A 19,952-nucleotide genomic window follows, 5' to 3' on the forward strand; every position below is an offset into this window, starting at 1 on the left:
TCCAAGAAAGAAAAGTTCCTTAAATATCCACCAAGTGACCTTTTCTTACTTTATTAAATAATGCTTATTAATAAATATTATTTAAAATGGGGCCCAAATAGCTTCACCATTTTCATCATAAGTTTTTTCTCCTGAGTAAATTATCTTTCCACTTGTTGCATCAATATCTGTTTTAGCCCTCGTTCTCTTTTAAAAAATATAACTAAATAAGTTACATTTTAAGTAATATTATATGTCACATATTATGTAACAAAATTAGTTACTACTCTTGTTACAAAAATATAGTGTTAAATCTAGTAAATATAAGTAATATGAGTAGTTATTATAATATTTTAAAATAAAAAATAGCTCAATATTTTAAAAATAATTTAATAAAAAATTATTAAAAATACTGAACTTTTTATACTTATATCTAAGTTATATTGTATAAAGGATTTTACTACTTATCCCACCCAAGCAACTTTTTCTCTAAATCCTCATAATCATATTCTCTAGGTTCAAAATTATTAAATGCTCTATTACTAATGCCATTTATTGTCCAATCTTCTTTTATGGCTTGCATCATGGCATCAGTTAAATTCTTTATAGTTTTAAATTTACTGATTATAGAATATTTTTCTTTAATCTTTTCAATCTATATATGTCAACATTAAGTTTAAGGACATAATTAGGTATGTAAAAGACATATTAAATTTGTGAATAAAGCTGAAAAAATAATTTCAAACTTAAATGATTAAGTAAAAACTTATAAACACTTACAAAAGCTTATAAAAGCTTGAAAAAACTTAGAAATATGTTATGATATATTTAAGGAAGGTGATAAGAAAATGCACCAAGAAAAAAGATTAAGATACATTAAAGAATATCTAGCACAAAAAGGAGAACTTACAACAAATGATTTAATTGAGCTTTTAAAAGTTTCAAAGGACACTGTCAGACGGGACATTCTTCTTTTAACCGAAAGAGGAGAAGTAAAAAGAACTCACGGTGGAATAGTTTCTTTAGATTTTGATACACACATACCAAGCTATGAAGAACGATTAATCAGATTTTCAAAAGTAAAAATTAAAATGGCTGAAGCTGCTTTAAAGTTAATTGAAGAACAGGATATATGTTTCTTTGACGTTTCAACAACTATGACAAAGCTTTCACAGTTGGTCAATATAAATTGTTCAATTTATACACATTCCATAGACAACAGCATAGCAATCACCAATAAAATGAAACCGAGTTTAAATCTTTTGGGAGGAGATTTTTATTCAAGAAATAGATTTTTTTATGAACCAGATCAGATAAAAAAATTGAATTCAATTTCTTTTGATATTGTGTTTATAGGCGCTGCGAGCATAAGTAGCCACGGAGTTTTCTTTGAGGATAAAGAAGACGCATGGATTAAGTCAGCTGCAATAAAAAATGCTAAAAAAGTTGTTCTTGTAGCAGAGAGTGAAAAATTCAAAAAAAGTGCTTCCTTTAAAGGTAATGAATTAGAGGATATAGATATTTTTATAACAGATTCACCTTTATCGAATGAACAATTATCATGGTTTAAAGAAAATATTGAAATATTACTAGTTTCAAAAAGATAGTGTAAAGTACGCTATGAAAAAATAACACAAAAAATAAAATAACTAGATAATCAATATAAGTTAAAATTAGTAAAAATACACTTAAATTTGAGTATTAGAAAAAGGCCTCCGGCGCCGCAGGCAATGGAAAATATTTTAAATTTTATTTTTCAGGATTTATTTTCTTGCATATGCATAATGGTTTGTTGACCAAGACTAATAAGAATCTGCCATTTAGCAGGCATGTTATCAGCAGTATTTAATTGACTAAGCTCATTTAATGGACGCCAGTAGTTGTATGGATGAGGACGTAAAAAGTTGTAGTAAGCAACCCAAAGAGAAAAACCATAAATAGCACCGTCATCACTTCCGTACCCACAGGTAACGCGGTAAGAAGCCTTGAAAGTCCTGTTTAATCGTTCTACAACTTGTTTAACCCAACGATATTCTTCAGATACTGGATCATCATTAGTAAGTCCTATAACTTGGGTTAAGTTAAATTTTATATCTGATTCTAATTCGAATTGTTGTTTAGCTAAAGGGTAAGCACTATATCCATCAGCAATGAACTTAAGTGTCCTGTTGGCGATAGATTTACACTTATCAAAAGCCATCCTCATAGCTAGAATGCATGGGCCAACAGCTCTTGTATCTGATACTTGATAACCTAAGATAGATTTTTTACAAGCGTCCATAACAATCCAAACATAATGCTTGATTCCTTTAACTTTAATATAGGTTTCATCAGCAGAAAATATGTTAGAAGGCTTGTAATCAAAAGTATCAACAAATGGCTTTATAACAGCTGCGGCAGTTAATGCGTAATTAACAACCATAGTGTGTGAGATTTTGATTCCATGCACCTCCGCTAATGCGTGAGCGGTTTGTCTTGTTGAAAGCTTAAGATTAACATGATAAGTCAAACAAAGCCCCAATATATGTGGATTAAACTTCTTAAAACTCAAGTTCACAGCATTTTCAGGTAAGTTATATAAATCCATCTTAAAAAAGCTGATTTTGAATTCTCTATAAATATAGTGAAGTTTATATTTGTATTTTTCTTTATCATCTAAGTCTTTTGGAATCTTTTTTAAGTTTGTTGCATAATAAGAGCACTCTGAATTATGGCATTTATGTATTTTAAAATGTTTACGTTCTTTCTGTACAGCAAGTGTATGACCACAATAAGGACATTTAAAGACTAAAGGTTTAGTTGCATTATTATTTTCTTTAAATGTAAGACCACAAACTTTACATTGAAACTGACCTTTATTCCCATTATTGTCATATATGTATTCATGTGGAGCACCACATTTAGGGCATATAGTTGATTCAGATATAGACTTACCGTTACGTCTTTGGACGGGTTTTAAAACCTTGTTATATTTATGTTTGTAATAAGCTAAAAGAAGTTTATAATCTACTTTCTCAAATTTAAGAATTGTAGGTAGCTTATCAACTTTAAACTTTTGATATTCAGGACTATTAGAATCATCAAAGCTCATTTGTTTAAGTGGTATATATTTCGAAATGAATAGTAGCAATTCACAAATAGTTTTAACTAAGTATTGATTATATAAAAGTAAATAAGTTATAATTGAATCCATGACAATGACAACCTTTCGTAGTTATTTTGTTTGGTTAGAGATTCAATTTTAACACGAAATTAAGGGGGTCATTGTTTTTTTATACAAAAAAACGGTCGAACCCTTGATATATAAAGAAAAAATTAAAAGCGTAGTGTAAACAAGTTTATACTATCTTATCTACAAAGGGGGTGTAATTATGGGAGATGATCAAAATTTCGGTGAATTTTTAAAACAATTACTCTCAAAAAATAAAATTTCTATGGGTAAATTAAGTATTGAAACGGGTATTAATAAATCAACTATATCTAGACTTGCAAATAACAAACAAAAACCAAATATAAATCACTTGAAAAAATTTTCAAAAGTATTAAATGTATCATTAGAAGAATTATTTAAAGCCTCTGGTGTTGATTTAAAAGAAAATAGCTTAACTGAAGAAATTGATTTAGCTCATACAACTATTGAAGAGGATTATTTTGATACAGATAATATATTAAAATTTTCAGATAAGCTAAAAGATGCAAATTTAGAAAAAAATATAAAAAAAGAATTAAATAAATGTGAAAAATATGTACAAACAGAGGAGGGAAGAGATTTAATCCATAGAGACTTTAATAATAAAATAGAAAATTTATCACAAACAGGTTCATTTATATCAACACTTAAAGAACTTTATGAAAAATTTTGTTCTGTAAATATAACAGAAAAAGAATTTATTTTGATAGGAGCCGCCTTAATTTATTTTGTTCTACCAATTGATCTTATACCTGATTTTATATTTCCTATTGGATTTATTGATGATATGATAGCAATTAAATTAGTGTTAAATCTTCTTAATGCATCCGCTAACTAAATTTGTAGTAACTATAATTATTAAAAAAATTCACTAGAAAACTTATATTTCTAGTGAATTTTTTCTTTAAATTAATTACTTTCTTTTTTCCTAAGAGCATCTATTTCTTCTGTCAATCCAGTTCTTATTTCTATTGTTTTAAAGTTATTAATCTTTAATTAAACAAAGCTAATACATCCCAATTAACGTATTAGCTTCATAATTCTTCTTAATTAGTCATACTACTTTTTGTTATTTCTATATTCATTTATCTTTTTACTATATTTAACTTCTTCTTCATCTTCATAACCTACAAAGTATACTTTTTCAATAACATCACTATTAAATAAAAACAAACTATCTGGTCTTAGATTTCCCTCTGGATATAAACAAGCTGAGTAATCCCACTCAATTTCTTTTTCATCTCCTACTTGTTTTTGTAAACGACCTACTATCATTAATTTTTTATCACTATCTTTTAATAGCACTATTGATCCTATTGGTAACAATTTATTTTTATCAAATTCTATATTTTGTTCACTATTTACATTAACTTTTTTATTTTGTATTTCACATCCACTTAATATATTAGTGACGCTTAACAAAATTATTAAACTTACTATATGTACTTTGGTTTTTAATATCATATTTAATAATTTATTCATATTACATTTCTCCATTTTCCTTACTTCAATCTGATAATTCCTCTAAAGAGAATTTTTTATTACATTTAGGACAATAATAAAAAATTGTAATTTCGTATGCTTCTGCATCTGAACCTATTCCATCAACATTTACATACCTTTTTTTACCTATATACTTTTCATTTTTAACTTTTTTCATTTTAGTTCCACATATCTTACAAAATTTTTTATTAAATATCATGAACTTTAACTCTTTGAATCCAAATGAATATTCTCTTGCTTTGCTCAAGCTATACCTCCTTAATCTGCTGCTCTCATTGATATTGAAAATTCTCCACCAATAAAATCACTTACGTTTACACAACAATCAAATTTCCCAATATCTTTATTATTTCCTACACAAGCTCCTAGATTATCCTTTTCTTTAATCCTCCAAACCATATTTTTCTTAAAATTTACTTCTATATTACTTTATTTATTATATTAAAGAAACAAGTCCCTTTATATTTTCGTACATTTTAGTAATTTATTTACATCCGAATTCTAAAACAACAAATAAAAACACCTAAGATAATTAAATCCTAAGTGTTTCTAAAAGATATTAATGATTAAAATTATGCTGTATGCTTCCATTTTATTCTTGTACTTTTCTAATAAAATCCTCAAACATTTTTCGTGTAGCTATACCACATTTTGTCAGTATTTTTTCAATTCGTTGTATTATTGTTTTATCACTTGATATTATCCCTATATTATCTGAATTAGCAATCACTCTTAAACCATCGACACATGTTTCAAATAACTCATCATTATCTATACTAGAAAGTAAAATTAAACTTTTTATTATGGCTTCATCATTAATGCCACAATCAGTACAATAAGCAAATCTTATTTGCCACTCTATAGACTTTGAAAAAATATTATTAAATAACTTTTCCCAATCCTTTTTATTGAATTTCTCTAAAATATCACTAGCAATTCCAAAGCCCTCATCATACCAGTAATCCTCTGTAAAGTAACCTGATAGATATTCATCTAATTCTTCATACATGTTAATCCCTCCTGAATAATAATAAATTTTCTTTTACTTGATGCCTTCTATAATAAATATAATAAGTATTAATGTAATTTTTCAGGTATTATTGAAATTCTGCTAGAAATCCAGATGCCCCTCCACCTATCGGATACCCACTAGTTACAATATCTCCTTCTTTAATAACTTCAATTTGCACACAATTACAATATCTCTGTGGAGTGTTGCCCTATCTCTAGGACGTACAGCTATACTTGGAGTATCTCATACTTTTTGTACAGACCCTATAATTCCGTCATTATACCATGTATCTAGAAACAGTGTACTTGCTTTAATTTTTGAAATCAATTAGCAAATTTCATTGTATTATTCGTAAATCCTATAATCCCCATATTCCTTAGTAAGCTTTTTACTTACCAGCTTGACTGAAATTCATAAATATCATAGTATTGTAAATTCTAGTAACTACCTTAAATAGTTCTATAGTAAGTCGTTCCTTGTTATGTAGTTAGATTTTACTCAACAATTCTAACAGCAATAGATTGTCCATTGTACTCATCTAAATTGTCTAATGCTATCCAACTACCATCCTCATCTCTAAGCCTATGAAATCTAATAGTTGTAAAATTACCATCAAATCCGATGATTATATGGAACTTGTAACTTGGAAAATCTCTTTTCAACTTATATTCCCAAATCTCAGATAACTTAATAGCCAATGCAAGGCCCTCCATAGGTTTTCCTATGTACCAATCAAAATAATCTTCTATACGAAATTCGTTGTAGCTCGCTTCATATCCAGTTCTATCATAATAAACTGATAATATTTTATTCTCATCTAATTCTTCAACAGTGTCCTTATATTTTTTTAGTAGCACAAACCCTTTTATCTCAAAGAACTCTGACCATCTCCTCATTATTTTATCTAAAAAATCTTTATGATATATATCTATTCTATTTAGGAAATCCATCATATTTTTGTTATACTTAATCATTATATCCTCCCGAAAATTATTATTTGAAATATTTTTCTTCACCTAATACTTAAAGCCCTTTATTTATTGCTTTTTGAACCTCTTTATTGCCAGATTTATCTGATTCACTATTTAAATTTCTGGTTATATATTTTCTCTTGCATATTCCATTTTTTCTATAAAGTCTATATCTGTATATTAATTCTTCATTATACATATAAGTTAAATATGAACTCTTTAATTATTTTTAATACTATTCTATTAATCATAGTTAAATTATTTATTACTACCTGTAATCTTCTTCATCATTTATATCTAAAACATCGTTAAATAATAAACTATATATGATATAATTTTCTCCATCCAAAATTTCTGTAATATCTCCTTTTTCATTAAGATAATATCATTAAAATCATAATAGTCAATTTCTTCATATCCAGATTTAGTCATTCTGTTTTTAATAATCCCCATTATCTCTGCTTGTTGTCTATTATATGATTCTACTCCGAATCCCTCTAACGTTGGACCCATTTTATCTGGATTATTATCTTCTACCTCAAACTCATGCTGAATGTGAAATATAGAAATTATTTTTGATACATATACTAGTGTCCTATATTTAGTGTTATTAAATTTGCTACATTCAAAATACCATATGCAAGCTGGAGAATTTTCTATATCTATTTCACTAATATTATCTACATATTCTTTCAACGAATCATCAAAATAATTATTTAAGTCGAACTCTCCTTTCTTTAGCTTAAACCTATTTTACAATAAGATTATGTCTTCCAGAGCTATCTAACTTTCCAACAGATTCAAAATCAAAATTTACTTCTTCTAAATTATTTCCACTTTCAGTTGAAAAGTATCTATTATCTGTATTTGATAATTTAGAGCAACTACTTCCGTTTTTTCTTACGCATCCAGTTACAATAGGTTCATCATATCTATTAGGAAAATAGAGCATTACGCTTTCTCCAACTATAGGCATCGCATACATTATGTTTCCTGTTGGTGGAGCATACTTAAACCATGATGCTTTACTAACATCTTGACTTTCATCTATATTTAAATGAAGCTTTACCTTTTTTCATCTACTGCAGCAACTTTACCCTACATGAAGAAGCTTTAACTGTCTTTTTCGATATTACGAAGATATCCCAATGCTTTTACTGTGTATGCCGTTAATTCACTCCAATTTTTAGGCCCTTCTTCCCACCATCTAAAATGACAATTATGATATATTGAATTAATCTTCAATTCATACGTTGTACCATCAAACCCTTCACTCGCCTGATTTGGTATAGGGGAAACTTTAATATTTGTGAATTGTAACAGCATTTTATCAACAATTCCTTTATCAATCTGTATTTTTTTTCGTTTTATTGTAGGTATAATTTGACCTTTTTTATACTTAGCTTTTAGTGCTACTAAAGGTATATCTAAATTACTACAATCCTCAGTTTTATTCCACATTGATTTTACAACAAAATAACATTCTGTACTTTCTTGTTTAATAGTCTTGAATACTTCCCAACTTACCTTTTCTTCAAATGAAGGTTCATAAATTATTTGAAATACACTTTGAATAGATCTTTCTTCAGGCATATATCTTTCTTTTAATAATCCTGATACCTGGCTTTCAAGTTCATGAATAATATAATTTTTATCTAATTCCATAATCATCCTCCTTATTTATACCCACTTATTATATCACCAACATAGCTTTCTATTGTTTTAGGACTCTTTTCATCCTCAATTAGACTTACTTTGAATTTTTCAATTATTTGACACATTGTTATTACTCCCTTCAATTTATTTGCATAAAAATAGAACCAATGTTTCCTCAATTATAAGCATTGGTTCTGTTCTTAGTTATAATATATATTTGATTTTGCTCTTCAAATTACATCATAATCCTAAATTACATTTTTATAAGAGTTACTATTTAACTCGAACTTATATAGACTTTATATTATATTTTACGGTTCTAATAATCTTGATTTTGATGACTCATATTCTTTTAAAGTCTCCAAACCTCTCATTCTAAATTATCTTTCAATTGTTTTGTAAAATTTAGCTTCCATTTCTGTTCCAACAGGATGATGGGCATAAATACCTCTTTCCCACCATCTTTGATGTAATTCCTTGTGAATTATTATATCTCTCAATTGAGTTCTTGATGAAAAAGATTTCTTACCAATATGGGTACTAGTTCCTTCTTTTGATTAAGTCCATAAACTATTGTAGCCGCTGTTGGCTCATTAATTAATCTTTCAACTTTTAATCCAGCAAGTTCTCCTGCTCTTTTAGTTGCTTTACGTTGAGCATCATTAAAATATGATGGTACACTTTTGCTCATTTTCATCTATACTTACTACAGATAGAGTTAATAAATCTCCTAATCTATTTTGTATAATAGCAGACCCATCCTCAGTAAAATAGGATACCAAACTATTAGTAGTTCCCAAATCAATTCCAATAATGGCAATTATTCATTCCCATGTTTTCCTTTTTCATATTACAAATTCTAGTTTTCCTATGTTATACTTCACATTTTTTATTATAATCACCTCTATTATGGATTTAAAAAGTGATTTTTATTTTATAGTTCAATATTTTTTTTAATAATTTTTACAACCATATTATTAAGTTATTCCCCATATTTTTTAGCTTCTTATGCTACTTTAAATTTATAATAATTTATTCCATTTTTAGTAATATAATTTATATAAGTATATTTTAGTCTACATTGGCAATTTATTTACATTAAGTTTCCAAGCTAAAGTAAAAAGAGTAATTTAAAACAATTCAATTTAGTCTAAACAATAAAAAGAGATACCTATATAACATGTAAAAACTTTCAAATTAGTTTTTACATGTTATATAGGTATCTTTGTTTTAATTAGATTATTAATCATTTTTTAGTATAAGTTTAAAGCATCTTTTAATATTTCAGAATTATTTTCTATTTCCTCTAAAATATCTATAAATTTATATTCACTCATATCAAATAATTCTATTTTTTCTCCAAATGGTTCTTTAATAAGTTCATTATATGGCTCCATTCCATATGATAAACTAAAAGTTAAATTTTTAGGTGTATTATCCTCATTTGATTCAAACATAATTTGATCAAAATTAAATTGTAAACCCTGGGTTGTTTCATCAAAATCATAAGTACCATTATATTTAAAATTCACACTTTCATCATCTGATTGTGCTGAAAATATTCCTTCTAATGTTTTAGTTAAAATATCGTATTTAGCATTTCCATTAATATTTATTACTTTATCATCAGAAATAACTTTCATTGATAGAACATTATTAGTACTTTTTCCTTCATCTATTTTTTTAATATTCATTTCAATATTATTTTTTGAAAGTCCATCATCAACTGTTATAAATGTATCTATATCATTTCTTATATTATCTATACCTTTATAGTTACTTGAATAGTTAATATTAAAGTTTTTGTCTTCTTTATTTATATTAGTATCAACATCTATTCCAACTGCTCTTCCTTTTTTATCAATATAAACCTTCATTGATATATTATTTACTGAAATTTTATTTTTGTAATAATTAATAAACTCTCTTGAATCATTAAATTCTTTTATAGAAGAGTCATCTAATCCTTCTACAAAGTTAATCATATTTAAATATGAATTTAAAGCAACTCGAGCTTGATTATTGTAATTAATATAATTATATATACTTTCTAAAAATTTATCTACATCTTCTTTATTAATATCTATACTATATCCAGTACAATTTTCATTTTTCCCATTTATGTCAAATTCCTTTGAATTATCTAATTTTTTAACTTCCATGTTCTCAATTAATTCGTTTAATTGATCTTTATAAGAATCTAAATAACCATCAACTAAAATTTTGTTAATTTCTTTATAGGTTCCAATTTTTTCTACTTCATCATCAAATAATTGCAATGTAATTTCATCATCTGGTAATTGTCCATATTTCCCTAAAAAAGATCTATTATATTGCTTTTCAATGTTTTTGCAATAAAATGTAAACCATGCATCATGAACATTTGGAAAATTTACCATCATTATATTATTATCTGTATACAAATTTATACTTCCTAAGTTGTAGCCCTGATTTGACCCATTTAAAGACATCATAACTTTTTTATTGTCTTCATCTATTTGTGCATTTAAATTAATCACTGCATTATTAATATCAACTGTGTCAATCATAGTATTATGTACTATATTCATTTGTGCTTGTTCACTTATTCCATGTTTATATGAAGCTAGGAAATCATCTTTTTCAGTTACTTTTTCAAAAAAAGTTTTCCTTGACTTTATTTCATTATTAGTTTCTTTAAGAGCTTTAATCACTTTTATTTTTGAATTATTCATAAGAGAGAGGCTTGTTAATCCTATAATTAATGCAATAGCTACTATAATAGATCCCATGGTTATTATTAATTTTTTATTATCTTTATTAATCTTTTTATCTTGTGAATTATAATCACTTTGTTCATCATCTACATGGAATTTTTTCTCATTATTATCTCTAATTTGAATTCCATCTTCAATACTCTCTTTGTTTTGAACTATTTGAGTTTTTGCTTCTATTTTAGTTGATTTTTCATAATTTATTTTACTAATATCCTCTTCATTAGATTTATAAGTTCCCCTTTTTGTTTCGTCCGTCATTATTTTACCCCTTTAAAAAATTTATAATTTATTAAGTTATTTTTTCATATCAGCTTAAAAGATTCTATATCTTCATACATATCTTGTTTATCTGAATGAACATGTTTTACTATATAATTATCACATCCTTCTGTATTAAAATTAATCCCTACAATTTACCTAATCTTACATTTTATTTTAATTATATTATTTATATTTTCGTACATTTAATTAATTTATTTAGATTAAATAAACGAAAGAAATAAAAAACACCTAAGATAAATAAATCCTAAGTGTTTCTAAAATATATTAATGACTTTCTTTCTTCCTAAGAGCATCTACTTCTTCTTCCGTTAGTCCTGTCTTTAATGCTATAGTTTCATCATCTAAAACATCTAATAAATTTTTTGCAATTTTATTTTTCTTCTTCTTTACCTTTTTGTATCCCTCTATCAATTCCTTTTTGTTCATAATACTTTTGTCTTATTTGATCAACAGTCATTCTTACAGCACTCCTCTTTCTCTTTTATATTCTTCAAATTTCTTTTCAACTTCTTTATCTTTAATTAAGAATAAATATTCTAAAAAATCTGCTAATGCTTTTATTTGTTCTTCATTTTTAACTTTATCGTATTCAACTAACTCTTCTGCGAGCTGTATTTTTGCTTTATAAATATCCTCATCTTTAGGTTTTGTTTCAAGTAGTGTTTTTGCCATTTTAAATACTAATTTTAATGGATTATCATAACTTATGTTTTCTAACTCTATTTTTTCAACATCTATAGTTCTAAAATTATAAATTAAAATTTCGTCATTAAGTTTAGGTATTTTATATACATATTTTGTATCTTTTCCGCGTTCTCCTTTATATGTATATATAGCGGCTGCAATAACTTCACTTTTATCTTTATTTTTATATCTAAACTTATCCCATATTCGATAAAAATACCTAAACATTCTTTCGCCGAAAGCATCTTCATCACTACTATAACTTTGAACTTCAACATGAATAAATAAAATCTTGATATTATTATCTTTAAGTTTTACATTTATTATCTTATCTGAAATTATTTTTTCAGCACTATCTTTATCAAAAATTTCTCTTTGAATTTCTTGAAGCTCTAAATCTAAACTTTCAGTCCCAAGTTCCCATGCTATTTCATCAAATATTTCAGGGAATAATACTTCTACAACTTCCACTTCAAAGGCTTCAAGTATTGTTTTCCACGCTGCATCATAGTCATGCTTCTTTGACAAGCTATTCACCTCACTTTTTTTAAAAAAGTTCATTTTTTTATATTTTTAATACGCTTTTTCATATCTCTATTATATCTTATTAATTATAATTTCAGCAAGGATTGCAGCCTAAAAAATTTGACTTTTGGTGTCCAAGATATTGACATAAGACCATCTCTTACTATAAATTTTAAGTTTGGGTATTCTTTTAACCACTCTGCCACATTTTGAGTATCTCTTGAATTTAAGATATCAATAATACATCTAGTATTTATATCAATCATAATCGTTCCATATGTATGTCTTTTTTTAATTGAAAAATCATCTATACATATATGAGTTACTTTTTCCTTATTTATTTGTATTGTTTTTTTTAAGTAATTACATATAGAACTCTTTTTTATATCTACTGTTGTTTCATTTAAATATTTACTGGCAGAAACTGAACTTTGAGTCAATGAAACTCTCACAATTTCTTCTATTAGACGTTTTGTTTTTTTAGCTTTTGAATCTAAGAAATCAAATTTTTCTGAAAAAGTATATCTATCACAGCTTTCATTTACACAAAACATATTTCGATTTTTTAATAGTACTATCACTTTTTTCCCTTGTATAGGTAGATCCTGAAATCTTTTAGGATATCTTGAATGTACCTTATTTCTTTCATTGCCGCAAATAGGGCATTGTAGTTCTTTTTTATTTGAAGCAACAGTTATATATATTGTATTATCTATTAACTCATGTGATATATAATCTAACGATCTATCTAACATTTTTATTATGCCGTCCATAATTATTCCTCCAACTAATGTATAGATACATCATACAGTATTTTTATAAAAATTCCAATAACATTGGAAAGAACCTTTTTGACGCTTACAGTGGCTAATATAATTATTCTAATTTAAAAATATCAAATTTCTTATAATTTTTATATTACTTAAAACAAACCATCGTCTATCTCTGTTCCATCATATTTAACGAGGCTTTTTCCATTTCTCATTTCATCTTCTAGCCATTTAATTATTCCTTCCCAAAATTTAGATACTCTTCCTTCTTCGTGATCCCATTCAATAAATATTGCATCATCTTCTGTAATTGTCTCAATATCCATACATATACAATCCCCATAACACCTATCTGCAATTATTATAAAATTATTAGGCATTCCTGGCCACCTTTTTTTTTCATCAAATGCATCATTTATATATCCAATTCCTTGTTTTTTTTCTTCTGAACTTTCCTTTACTTTTGCTATTGTTGTTCCTGCTGGGATAGCAAAAAGTTCGCCACCATTATATATTTGTAAAAACTCTTTATACAAATTAGGTAGTTTAAGATTAAGATCCTTTTCTGCCTGTTCTATATCTGTTTTTAATGCTCCTGAATTCATTTTATGGATTCCGTTTGCATAGTTCTTAATTTCTCTACATATTGGTTCAAAAACAATATTTTCTTTTTTCATAATTCTTCTCCTTTTGACTTATATATTAGTATAATTTTTATTATTTATTTTTCTCCTAATTAAGGTCCCACGGTACTTTATCTCCAAAATCTACGAATACTCCTGTATTAGGATCATAATACCAATTCGTAGGGTTCTGATAATTTACCTCATGAGCTGTAATATGTTCATTATCATCCATGTATCTACCTTTTAAAAATTGTATATTATCAGGATTGTCTACGAAATCAGGATATGCCTTTGCAGATTTCATATGTTGACCTTCATATCCTGGAACCTTTCCATTCTCTATCAATATCACCTTCTCTTCATCTGACCAATCCCTAGATCCTTTTCCTGTATCTACTACTAATTCTTTTTCCTGTTTCCACGCTCCATCTACAGCCTTTTGCCTTAAACTATTAAAAGTAGCTTCGTCTACTTCTTTACCTCTCACATTGTATGTTTTTCCTTCTTTTGTAGGTTTCTGAATATTATATTTATCAATCATATCTTGTCTAGATTCAAAGGTTCCCTTATTTCAACAGGAACCTTCTTTTCAATTAAGTTGTTAGATAAATCATATACGTAAACCTAGAATTTTTAATGTTTACAATATTATTAGTTATTGTTAATATACTAGTATTATTTTTTCTAAATGGGATAGGTCTTTCTCAATTTTTTTCTGTAATAGTAAAACTGACTTCTACTAATACTATTTTCTTTATAGAAACTATCTAACATCCCTCCGTAAGAAGAAAATTTTTCTACAAGTTTTCCCCATTTCACATCTGTTCCTTTTTAACCATAAGATTTGGCATTATCTAGACAGCAATTTTTTGACACGTTATAGATTACTTTAAGACTTTTACTTAATGAATAATTTCTCTTTCTTGACACAAAAATACTCCCTTTATAGAAACAGTTTTATTATTTTTACTGTCTACTATAAAGGAAGCATATCATTTATCATCTGCTTTAATAATTTTTTTATTTATTTGAAATTCATATTTAGAAAATTTTACACCTCCAAGGTAGCTATCATAAGTTTACGAGTAATTTGCTATTAACTACACATATTGTTTAAATATATCTATATCTGATAATGCTTGTTCAATTAATCCTCTTTTGTATAGAGATACAAATAATGCAACAGATTTTGCTTGACAATTTATAGCTCTTTGAGGATTAAATTCAATATCTGTAAATGCACTATATTCAATAATTTTCTTGTATAAATTAGGTTGCTTGTACAATGCATTTACATAAATCCAATCATAGAATAACGTTTTAGGTTCTAAAGGATAGTCTACACCTTCAAGCCTAAATCCTACTAGTTCACCTGAATTCCTTAACCTTTTATCCCTTTTTACATCTACTGGCTCCATTAAAAGAAAATCTTTATATGGTCCTCCATTTTTAAATATTTTACTTGATTGGAACACACATTCAAGAAAATATTTGTTATTCTTAATTTCATACTCTAAATTAAATGCACTAAGTTTCTTTCCTAAATCAATAGGGGACTTTGTTGATATTTCTAAAACTTTTTCATTCTTATAAATATTATTAAATTTTTTATGCAATATCCTAACATAATTTTGTTTTTCTTTGTAGCTTGCTCTATGAAGTTCATTAATTTCTATATCTACTGATTCTATTTCTCTATCATTTATAATTCTAAATACTCTCTTTGTACTCAAAATAATCACCTCAATTTTACTCTTTAATTTCAAATAATTTTCTTTTATAATTTTGAAATTGTCCAACAAAATTATTTGAAATTTGTCCATTAGTTTGTAAATTTTCTTCATATAGATAGAAATTAATTGATATTATTATTTCAACAAGTTCTTTATCTATTATATGATAATCTTCATATATTTTCACCATATCATTCAAAGCTTTAAATGTATTTTTTAACTTTTCCATATCTAATTTATTATTTTTTTTAATTAAAGGTAAAAATCCTTTTTTTCCTATGCTGTTTTCTTTAAACTCATCTATTAATTCTTTATTTACTATTGTCTGTTTACTATCTATCTTTTGCCCTAATATTAAAGTTCTAAACTCTAAATATTTATTAGCTACAACTTGTATTTCCTGCCCTTCTATTATATCTATTTTACCTATTGCCATTATATTTTCTGGTATTAATACAAATGTTTCTGCTACTAATTTTTCTATTTGATTTTCATTTTTATATATTTCTATCATTTGCTCCAATATTTCAAAAACTTCTTTTACTTTTTCATGATTTAGTCCTTCTGCTGCCCTTAATTCAGATAAAATTTCCCATGCATAATATTCATACTTATTTAACAATTCAATATCAGCTATAATTTCGTTATTTTTCATAATCTAATTCCTCTTCCTATTTGAAACTTTTTCCCTTTCCAATACATGCATTTTTCTTTTTAAGACGTTCTCCCTTTTCTTTATAATCTCTATCTATTGTACTTATTTGTTTAGGTGTATTCCTAATTCTTTTTATGTCTGACTCATCTAAAAGTGTAACAGCTTCTGGTGGTATTTTACCTTTTATTAATACCTCTGAAGAATTAGCTGCATAATTCATTGCTTTCTTATTTCCATTTAATCTTACACTTCTTGTTTTATCATCTATTGATAAATCAACTATTACTTGATCATTAGACAATTTATTTATATCAATTTGAACAATCCTATTTTCACTTCTTTTAGATTGTGTATTAGATTTTGATATATTAATTGATGCTGAATTATAAGATGTTTTATTATTTGAATTTGCCACATGATCTTCTGGTGTATATACTTTATTGGTTATATCTTTAGGTATAATCCCTTTATTTAAATTTTCTAATTCATCTGGTCTAATAACTCTATATACCTCTGTGTGTTTGTCTTTTCCAACTACTACTTTTCCGTTATTTTTATTTTTTATTTGACCTACAGTTTCACACATAGGTATTTCTTTATCATATCCACTAGGATCATAATACCTAACCGGATTATTTCCACAATAAGCATAAAGATTCAGTCCATCGCCTCTATATACATCTTCCTGAGTAAACCTACTAATGACAGGATTATAATATCTAGCTCTTAAATAATACTGCTGCGTAATTCCATCAAATTGCTGCCCTGTATAAGTTATCCTATTATAGATTTCCTCTTTACTATCTAGAACATTTCCAAAAGCATCGTAATAGTATTCATTTCTAACTCTTTGATTTTCATCAGTTATAAATACTGTACTGCCCGGTTCATCAACAGTATAGAAATATCTATTATATTTAGAATATATCAGAAAAAAAGCCTAAAGCAATTTAACTCTAGGCTTTAATTTTTTGCACAACATAAGTTATTTTAACTATCCAGTGCCATTATAAATTAATCATAATTTATTAAATCAAAATAAAGTTCTTCTGAGATTTCCATTATTTTATTCCATTTAATTTTTTCTATATGCTCTTTTATTTCTTTTGCTATAGTACGTATTACAGTATATTTATTTGATTCCTCTTCCTTATCAACTATACTTAAAAGACTTTCCTTTATCTCTTGATAATCTACAGTTAGTGATTTATATATACTATATCCTTCATCTTTTTTAATATCAAATATAATAATCTTATAACCTATATCAGCAAATTCACCATCATAAAAATACTGAATTTCTACCCCTAATAATTCCTTAGAATTTCCTGCTTTTATTTCATTTTTACATACTTCTATGATTTCATTTTCTATTGATTTCATTAATTTAGATTCAATTAACATTTATACTTCTCCTGTAGAACTTGAATCCCACATCTCTTCGAAATTAAATCCTTTTAGGGTAGAATCTTTAACTATTTCAATAAATTTTTCTGTAATAAATATTGAGTAATATGGTTTCCCATTTTTTAAACGAATTCTAAAAATTCCTTTAGAAGCTATATCTTTAGATGACAATTCCTTTTTATTGAATATTTTGCTAAAATTACCTTCTGCATCCTTCTTAATATTGAATTCAACATCTTGCAATTCCAAGATATGCACAATATAGTAAATTTCATTTTCTAAATAAAGTGGCAATAATTCAAATTTATCATTATTCCAAAAATCTTCTAATTCATTCTTAGCTTTTTCTGATATGATTAAAGCTCCTATTACTGACCAAAAAAACGGCCCATCACTTTTTTTTCCCTTATGGTTTATTTTTATTTCTATTTTAGGCCATTGTTCTTTTATACTATAATCATTTATTAACATTTTAATATATTTAACATCATCAGTATGATTTTTCAAAATTACATCTCTATAGCCTTCTTTAAATTTAATTTCATACAACTTCATAAAAATACCTCCTATTTAGGATTATTTAACTTTACAGTTCCATTTAATAATCCTTTTCTAATATTATCTAATGTATTTGTAATATCATGAACTCTCACAGTTCCACCACTTATTTCAATTTCCTCTATTGCTTGTTGCAATTGGTTATTTACATATTCATAATACTTACCATTATGTGACCCTACGTGCATTGTTTCTGTTGAAACATAATCATTCTTTTTATATGGTAAAAATACACCATTTGAAGCAGAATTATAATCTATACCATATTCTGATAATATATTTCTAGCAATTTGCGCATCTGGTGCATCTGCTGCAACAATATGATGAGCTGCATTTCCATAAGGTGGTGGTTGAATTCCTGCATTCTTTAATTCTGATCTTAAAATATCACTATTTTGAGCACTCTCAATATAGTCCCTATTTATTTTAGTGGATTGTTTTGCTTTATCACTATATTTTTCTTTTTCATCATTTAAGTTAAATGGATTTTCTTTACTCCAACACTTCCCTGAATTGCTAGCATATCCACTTGGATCATAATAGACAACAGGATTATTTCCACAATAAGCATAAAGATTTAGTCCATCGCCTCTATAAACATCTTCCTGAGTAAACCTACCTATAACTGGATTATAGAATCTAGCTCTTAAATAATATTGCTGAGTTATTCCATCAAATTGTTGACCTGTATAAGTTATTCTATTATGGATTTCTTCTTTACTGCTTAACACATTTCCAAATGCATCATAATAATATTCATTTCTAACTCTTTGATTTTCATCAGTTATAAATACTGTACTGCCCTGTTCATCAACAGTATAGAAGTATTTATTATATTTAGCTTCAAGTGGTAAATTTGAATTTTCACTTTCATCTAAATCCACATTTTTATCTATAATATCTGCTGATACAATCTCATAACCCCTAGTAAATCTAGAAATTACATTATCATTCTTATCTTATCATTTATACTTTAGATTTATATTTTCACTTTTGTAGAAATTTTAATAATTATAAATCCCTCACCTTAATTAATACTAAAATGAGGGATATTAATTACAAAAAATTATTTATTACTAATCTAAATCAATTATTGATGGTTCTAAAATAGTAAGTAATTCTTCTAAATTGTTAGCAATTGTTCTAAATGTACCTTTATCATGATTTTCAATTTTTATTTTTCCTGTACTATTTTCCATAACAATTAAGTATCCATGTTCTTCTTCCATACCTATAGGTATATATTTTAATTCATTGTTATGAGCTTCTTTATACCCTATTAACTTCTTTTGGAACACTTCTAGTTCTCTTTCTGGTACTACAACCTCAAGAGTTATATCTTTTTTCTTAAATTCCCCTTCTAATTCTAAAAACCAATATGAATTAAAATATTCTTTAATATCTTCGTTTATATTAACCCCAAAAATCTTCTCTATATCCTCAAAATTACTTATTTTATTTTTCTTTATAGGTTTCCACTTACACCATCCTTCTTCATCAGGCATACCTACATATATATTTTCATTATCTAAAACTTTTTTTGGTCTCATTGGCAATCCTTGTTTTGTTTTACTATATCCATTTATCATTTTTTCAAAATATTTATTTAATGCTTTTTTCACACTCATTTTATTTTATACTCCTT

Annotated in this window: 25 protein-coding genes and 3 pseudogenes; 2 read left to right on the top strand and 26 right to left on the bottom strand. The window is 26.4% G+C overall.

Annotation, left to right across the window (positions count from 1 at the left end):
- Positions 1-439 precede the first annotated feature (439 nt).
- Entirely contained in the window at positions 440-565 is a 126-nt protein-coding gene (locus tag RYM86_RS00480) for a hypothetical protein (protein WP_315076373.1), read from the bottom strand.
- A gap of 238 nt (positions 566-803) precedes the next feature.
- Here RYM86_RS00480 and RYM86_RS00485 point away from each other — a divergent pair, with 238 nt between their 5' ends.
- Complete coding sequence (locus RYM86_RS00485; protein ID WP_315076746.1) at positions 804-1,586, top strand: DeoR/GlpR family DNA-binding transcription regulator; 783 nt, start codon at positions 804-806, stop codon at positions 1,584-1,586.
- 149 nt (positions 1,587-1,735) lie between these two features.
- Here the strand turns inward: RYM86_RS00485 and RYM86_RS00490 are convergent, their stop codons facing one another.
- Positions 1,736-3,172: a DDE-type integrase/transposase/recombinase gene (locus RYM86_RS00490; protein WP_315076374.1), complete on the bottom strand. Its 1,437-nt coding sequence runs from the start codon at positions 3,170-3,172 to the stop codon at positions 1,736-1,738.
- A gap of 178 nt (positions 3,173-3,350) precedes the next feature.
- Between RYM86_RS00490 and RYM86_RS00495 the strand changes: the two genes are divergently transcribed.
- Entirely contained in the window at positions 3,351-4,007 is a 657-nt protein-coding gene (locus RYM86_RS00495; protein WP_315076377.1) for a DUF1232 domain-containing protein, read from the top strand.
- 221 nt (positions 4,008-4,228) lie between these two features.
- Here RYM86_RS00495 and RYM86_RS00500 read toward each other — a convergent pair whose 3' ends face one another.
- The 24 genes and pseudogenes from RYM86_RS00500 to RYM86_RS00615 form a co-directional block, all read right to left on the bottom strand.
- A complete protein-coding gene (locus tag RYM86_RS00500; protein ID WP_315076380.1) occupies positions 4,229-4,651 on the bottom strand; it encodes a DUF4176 domain-containing protein in 423 nt (140 codons plus the stop codon).
- 25 nt (positions 4,652-4,676) lie between these two features.
- Positions 4,677-4,919 (bottom strand): hypothetical protein, encoded by a 243-nt coding sequence (locus tag RYM86_RS00505; RefSeq protein ID WP_315076383.1) that lies wholly within the window; start codon positions 4,917-4,919, stop codon positions 4,677-4,679.
- 11 nt (positions 4,920-4,930) lie between these two features.
- Positions 4,931-5,071, bottom strand: coding sequence for a hypothetical protein (locus RYM86_RS00510; RefSeq protein ID WP_315076385.1), 141 nt, complete (start codon positions 5,069-5,071; stop codon positions 4,931-4,933).
- A 193-nt stretch (positions 5,072-5,264) separates the two neighbouring features.
- Entirely contained in the window at positions 5,265-5,681 is a 417-nt protein-coding gene (locus RYM86_RS00515; protein ID WP_315076388.1) for a hypothetical protein, read from the bottom strand.
- A gap of 497 nt (positions 5,682-6,178) precedes the next feature.
- Positions 6,179-6,658: a hypothetical protein gene (locus RYM86_RS00520; protein ID WP_315076391.1), complete on the bottom strand. Its 480-nt coding sequence runs from the start codon at positions 6,656-6,658 to the stop codon at positions 6,179-6,181.
- A 49-nt stretch (positions 6,659-6,707) separates the two neighbouring features.
- Positions 6,708-6,854 carry a hypothetical protein gene (locus RYM86_RS00525; RefSeq protein WP_315076393.1) on the bottom strand — a complete coding sequence of 49 codons (147 nt, stop codon included), beginning with the start codon at positions 6,852-6,854 and terminating at the stop codon, positions 6,708-6,710.
- 98 nt (positions 6,855-6,952) lie between these two features.
- On the bottom strand, positions 6,953-7,351 hold the full coding sequence (locus RYM86_RS00530; protein WP_315076395.1) for a hypothetical protein: 399 nt from the start codon (positions 7,349-7,351) through the stop codon (positions 6,953-6,955).
- Between the two features lie 52 nt (positions 7,352-7,403).
- Entirely contained in the window at positions 7,404-7,640 is a 237-nt protein-coding gene (locus tag RYM86_RS00535; RefSeq protein WP_315076397.1) for a hypothetical protein, read from the bottom strand.
- Positions 7,641-7,768: 128 nt separating this feature from the next.
- The gene (locus RYM86_RS00540; RefSeq protein ID WP_315076398.1) at positions 7,769-8,320 is read right to left on the bottom strand and encodes a hypothetical protein; all 552 of its coding nucleotides are present in this window, start codon (positions 8,318-8,320) and stop codon (positions 7,769-7,771) included.
- Positions 8,321-8,691: 371 nt separating this feature from the next.
- On the bottom strand, positions 8,692-8,811 hold the full coding sequence (locus tag RYM86_RS00545; RefSeq protein WP_315076400.1) for a hypothetical protein: 120 nt from the start codon (positions 8,809-8,811) through the stop codon (positions 8,692-8,694).
- Between the two features lie 17 nt (positions 8,812-8,828).
- Positions 8,829-9,132 (bottom strand): annotated as a pseudogene (locus tag RYM86_RS00550) (Hsp70 family protein); the annotation flags it as partial.
- A gap of 432 nt (positions 9,133-9,564) precedes the next feature.
- Positions 9,565-11,325, bottom strand: coding sequence for a hypothetical protein (locus RYM86_RS00555; RefSeq protein WP_315076403.1), 1,761 nt, complete (start codon positions 11,323-11,325; stop codon positions 9,565-9,567).
- Positions 11,326-11,613: 288 nt separating this feature from the next.
- A pseudogene (locus tag RYM86_RS00560) lies at positions 11,614-12,594 on the bottom strand (Rpn family recombination-promoting nuclease/putative transposase).
- Positions 12,595-12,644: 50 nt separating this feature from the next.
- Positions 12,645-13,331, bottom strand: coding sequence for a transposase family protein (locus RYM86_RS00565; RefSeq protein WP_315076406.1), 687 nt, complete (start codon positions 13,329-13,331; stop codon positions 12,645-12,647).
- Between the two features lie 149 nt (positions 13,332-13,480).
- Entirely contained in the window at positions 13,481-14,005 is a 525-nt protein-coding gene (locus RYM86_RS00570; protein WP_315076408.1) for an SMI1/KNR4 family protein, read from the bottom strand.
- Between the two features lie 55 nt (positions 14,006-14,060).
- The gene (locus tag RYM86_RS00575; RefSeq protein ID WP_315076410.1) at positions 14,061-14,495 is read right to left on the bottom strand and encodes a hypothetical protein; all 435 of its coding nucleotides are present in this window, start codon (positions 14,493-14,495) and stop codon (positions 14,061-14,063) included.
- A 559-nt stretch (positions 14,496-15,054) separates the two neighbouring features.
- On the bottom strand, positions 15,055-15,687 hold the full coding sequence (locus RYM86_RS00580) for a DUF6977 family protein (protein ID WP_315076412.1): 633 nt from the start codon (positions 15,685-15,687) through the stop codon (positions 15,055-15,057).
- Positions 15,688-15,703: 16 nt separating this feature from the next.
- The gene (locus tag RYM86_RS00585; protein WP_315076414.1) at positions 15,704-16,342 is read right to left on the bottom strand and encodes a hypothetical protein; all 639 of its coding nucleotides are present in this window, start codon (positions 16,340-16,342) and stop codon (positions 15,704-15,706) included.
- A 16-nt stretch (positions 16,343-16,358) separates the two neighbouring features.
- Complete coding sequence (locus tag RYM86_RS00590; RefSeq protein ID WP_315076417.1) at positions 16,359-16,928, bottom strand: hypothetical protein; 570 nt, start codon at positions 16,926-16,928, stop codon at positions 16,359-16,361.
- A gap of 78 nt (positions 16,929-17,006) precedes the next feature.
- Positions 17,007-17,273, bottom strand: a pseudogene (locus RYM86_RS00595) (RHS repeat-associated core domain-containing protein); the annotation flags it as partial.
- 83 nt (positions 17,274-17,356) lie between these two features.
- The gene (locus tag RYM86_RS00600) at positions 17,357-17,746 is read right to left on the bottom strand and encodes a hypothetical protein (RefSeq protein WP_315076420.1); all 390 of its coding nucleotides are present in this window, start codon (positions 17,744-17,746) and stop codon (positions 17,357-17,359) included.
- Complete coding sequence (locus RYM86_RS00605) at positions 17,747-18,304, bottom strand: hypothetical protein (protein ID WP_315076423.1); 558 nt, start codon at positions 18,302-18,304, stop codon at positions 17,747-17,749.
- A gap of 11 nt (positions 18,305-18,315) precedes the next feature.
- Positions 18,316-19,191 (bottom strand): RHS repeat-associated core domain-containing protein, encoded by an 876-nt coding sequence (locus RYM86_RS00610; RefSeq protein WP_315076426.1) that lies wholly within the window; start codon positions 19,189-19,191, stop codon positions 18,316-18,318.
- A gap of 192 nt (positions 19,192-19,383) precedes the next feature.
- A complete protein-coding gene (locus tag RYM86_RS00615; RefSeq protein WP_315076428.1) occupies positions 19,384-19,935 on the bottom strand; it encodes a SecY-interacting protein Syd in 552 nt (183 codons plus the stop codon).
- Positions 19,936-19,952 lie beyond the last annotated feature (17 nt).

The sequence above is a fragment of the uncultured Clostridium sp. genome (assembly GCF_963527835.1).
In the GTDB taxonomy this organism is placed as follows: Bacteria; Bacillota; Clostridia; order Clostridiales; family Clostridiaceae; genus Clostridium.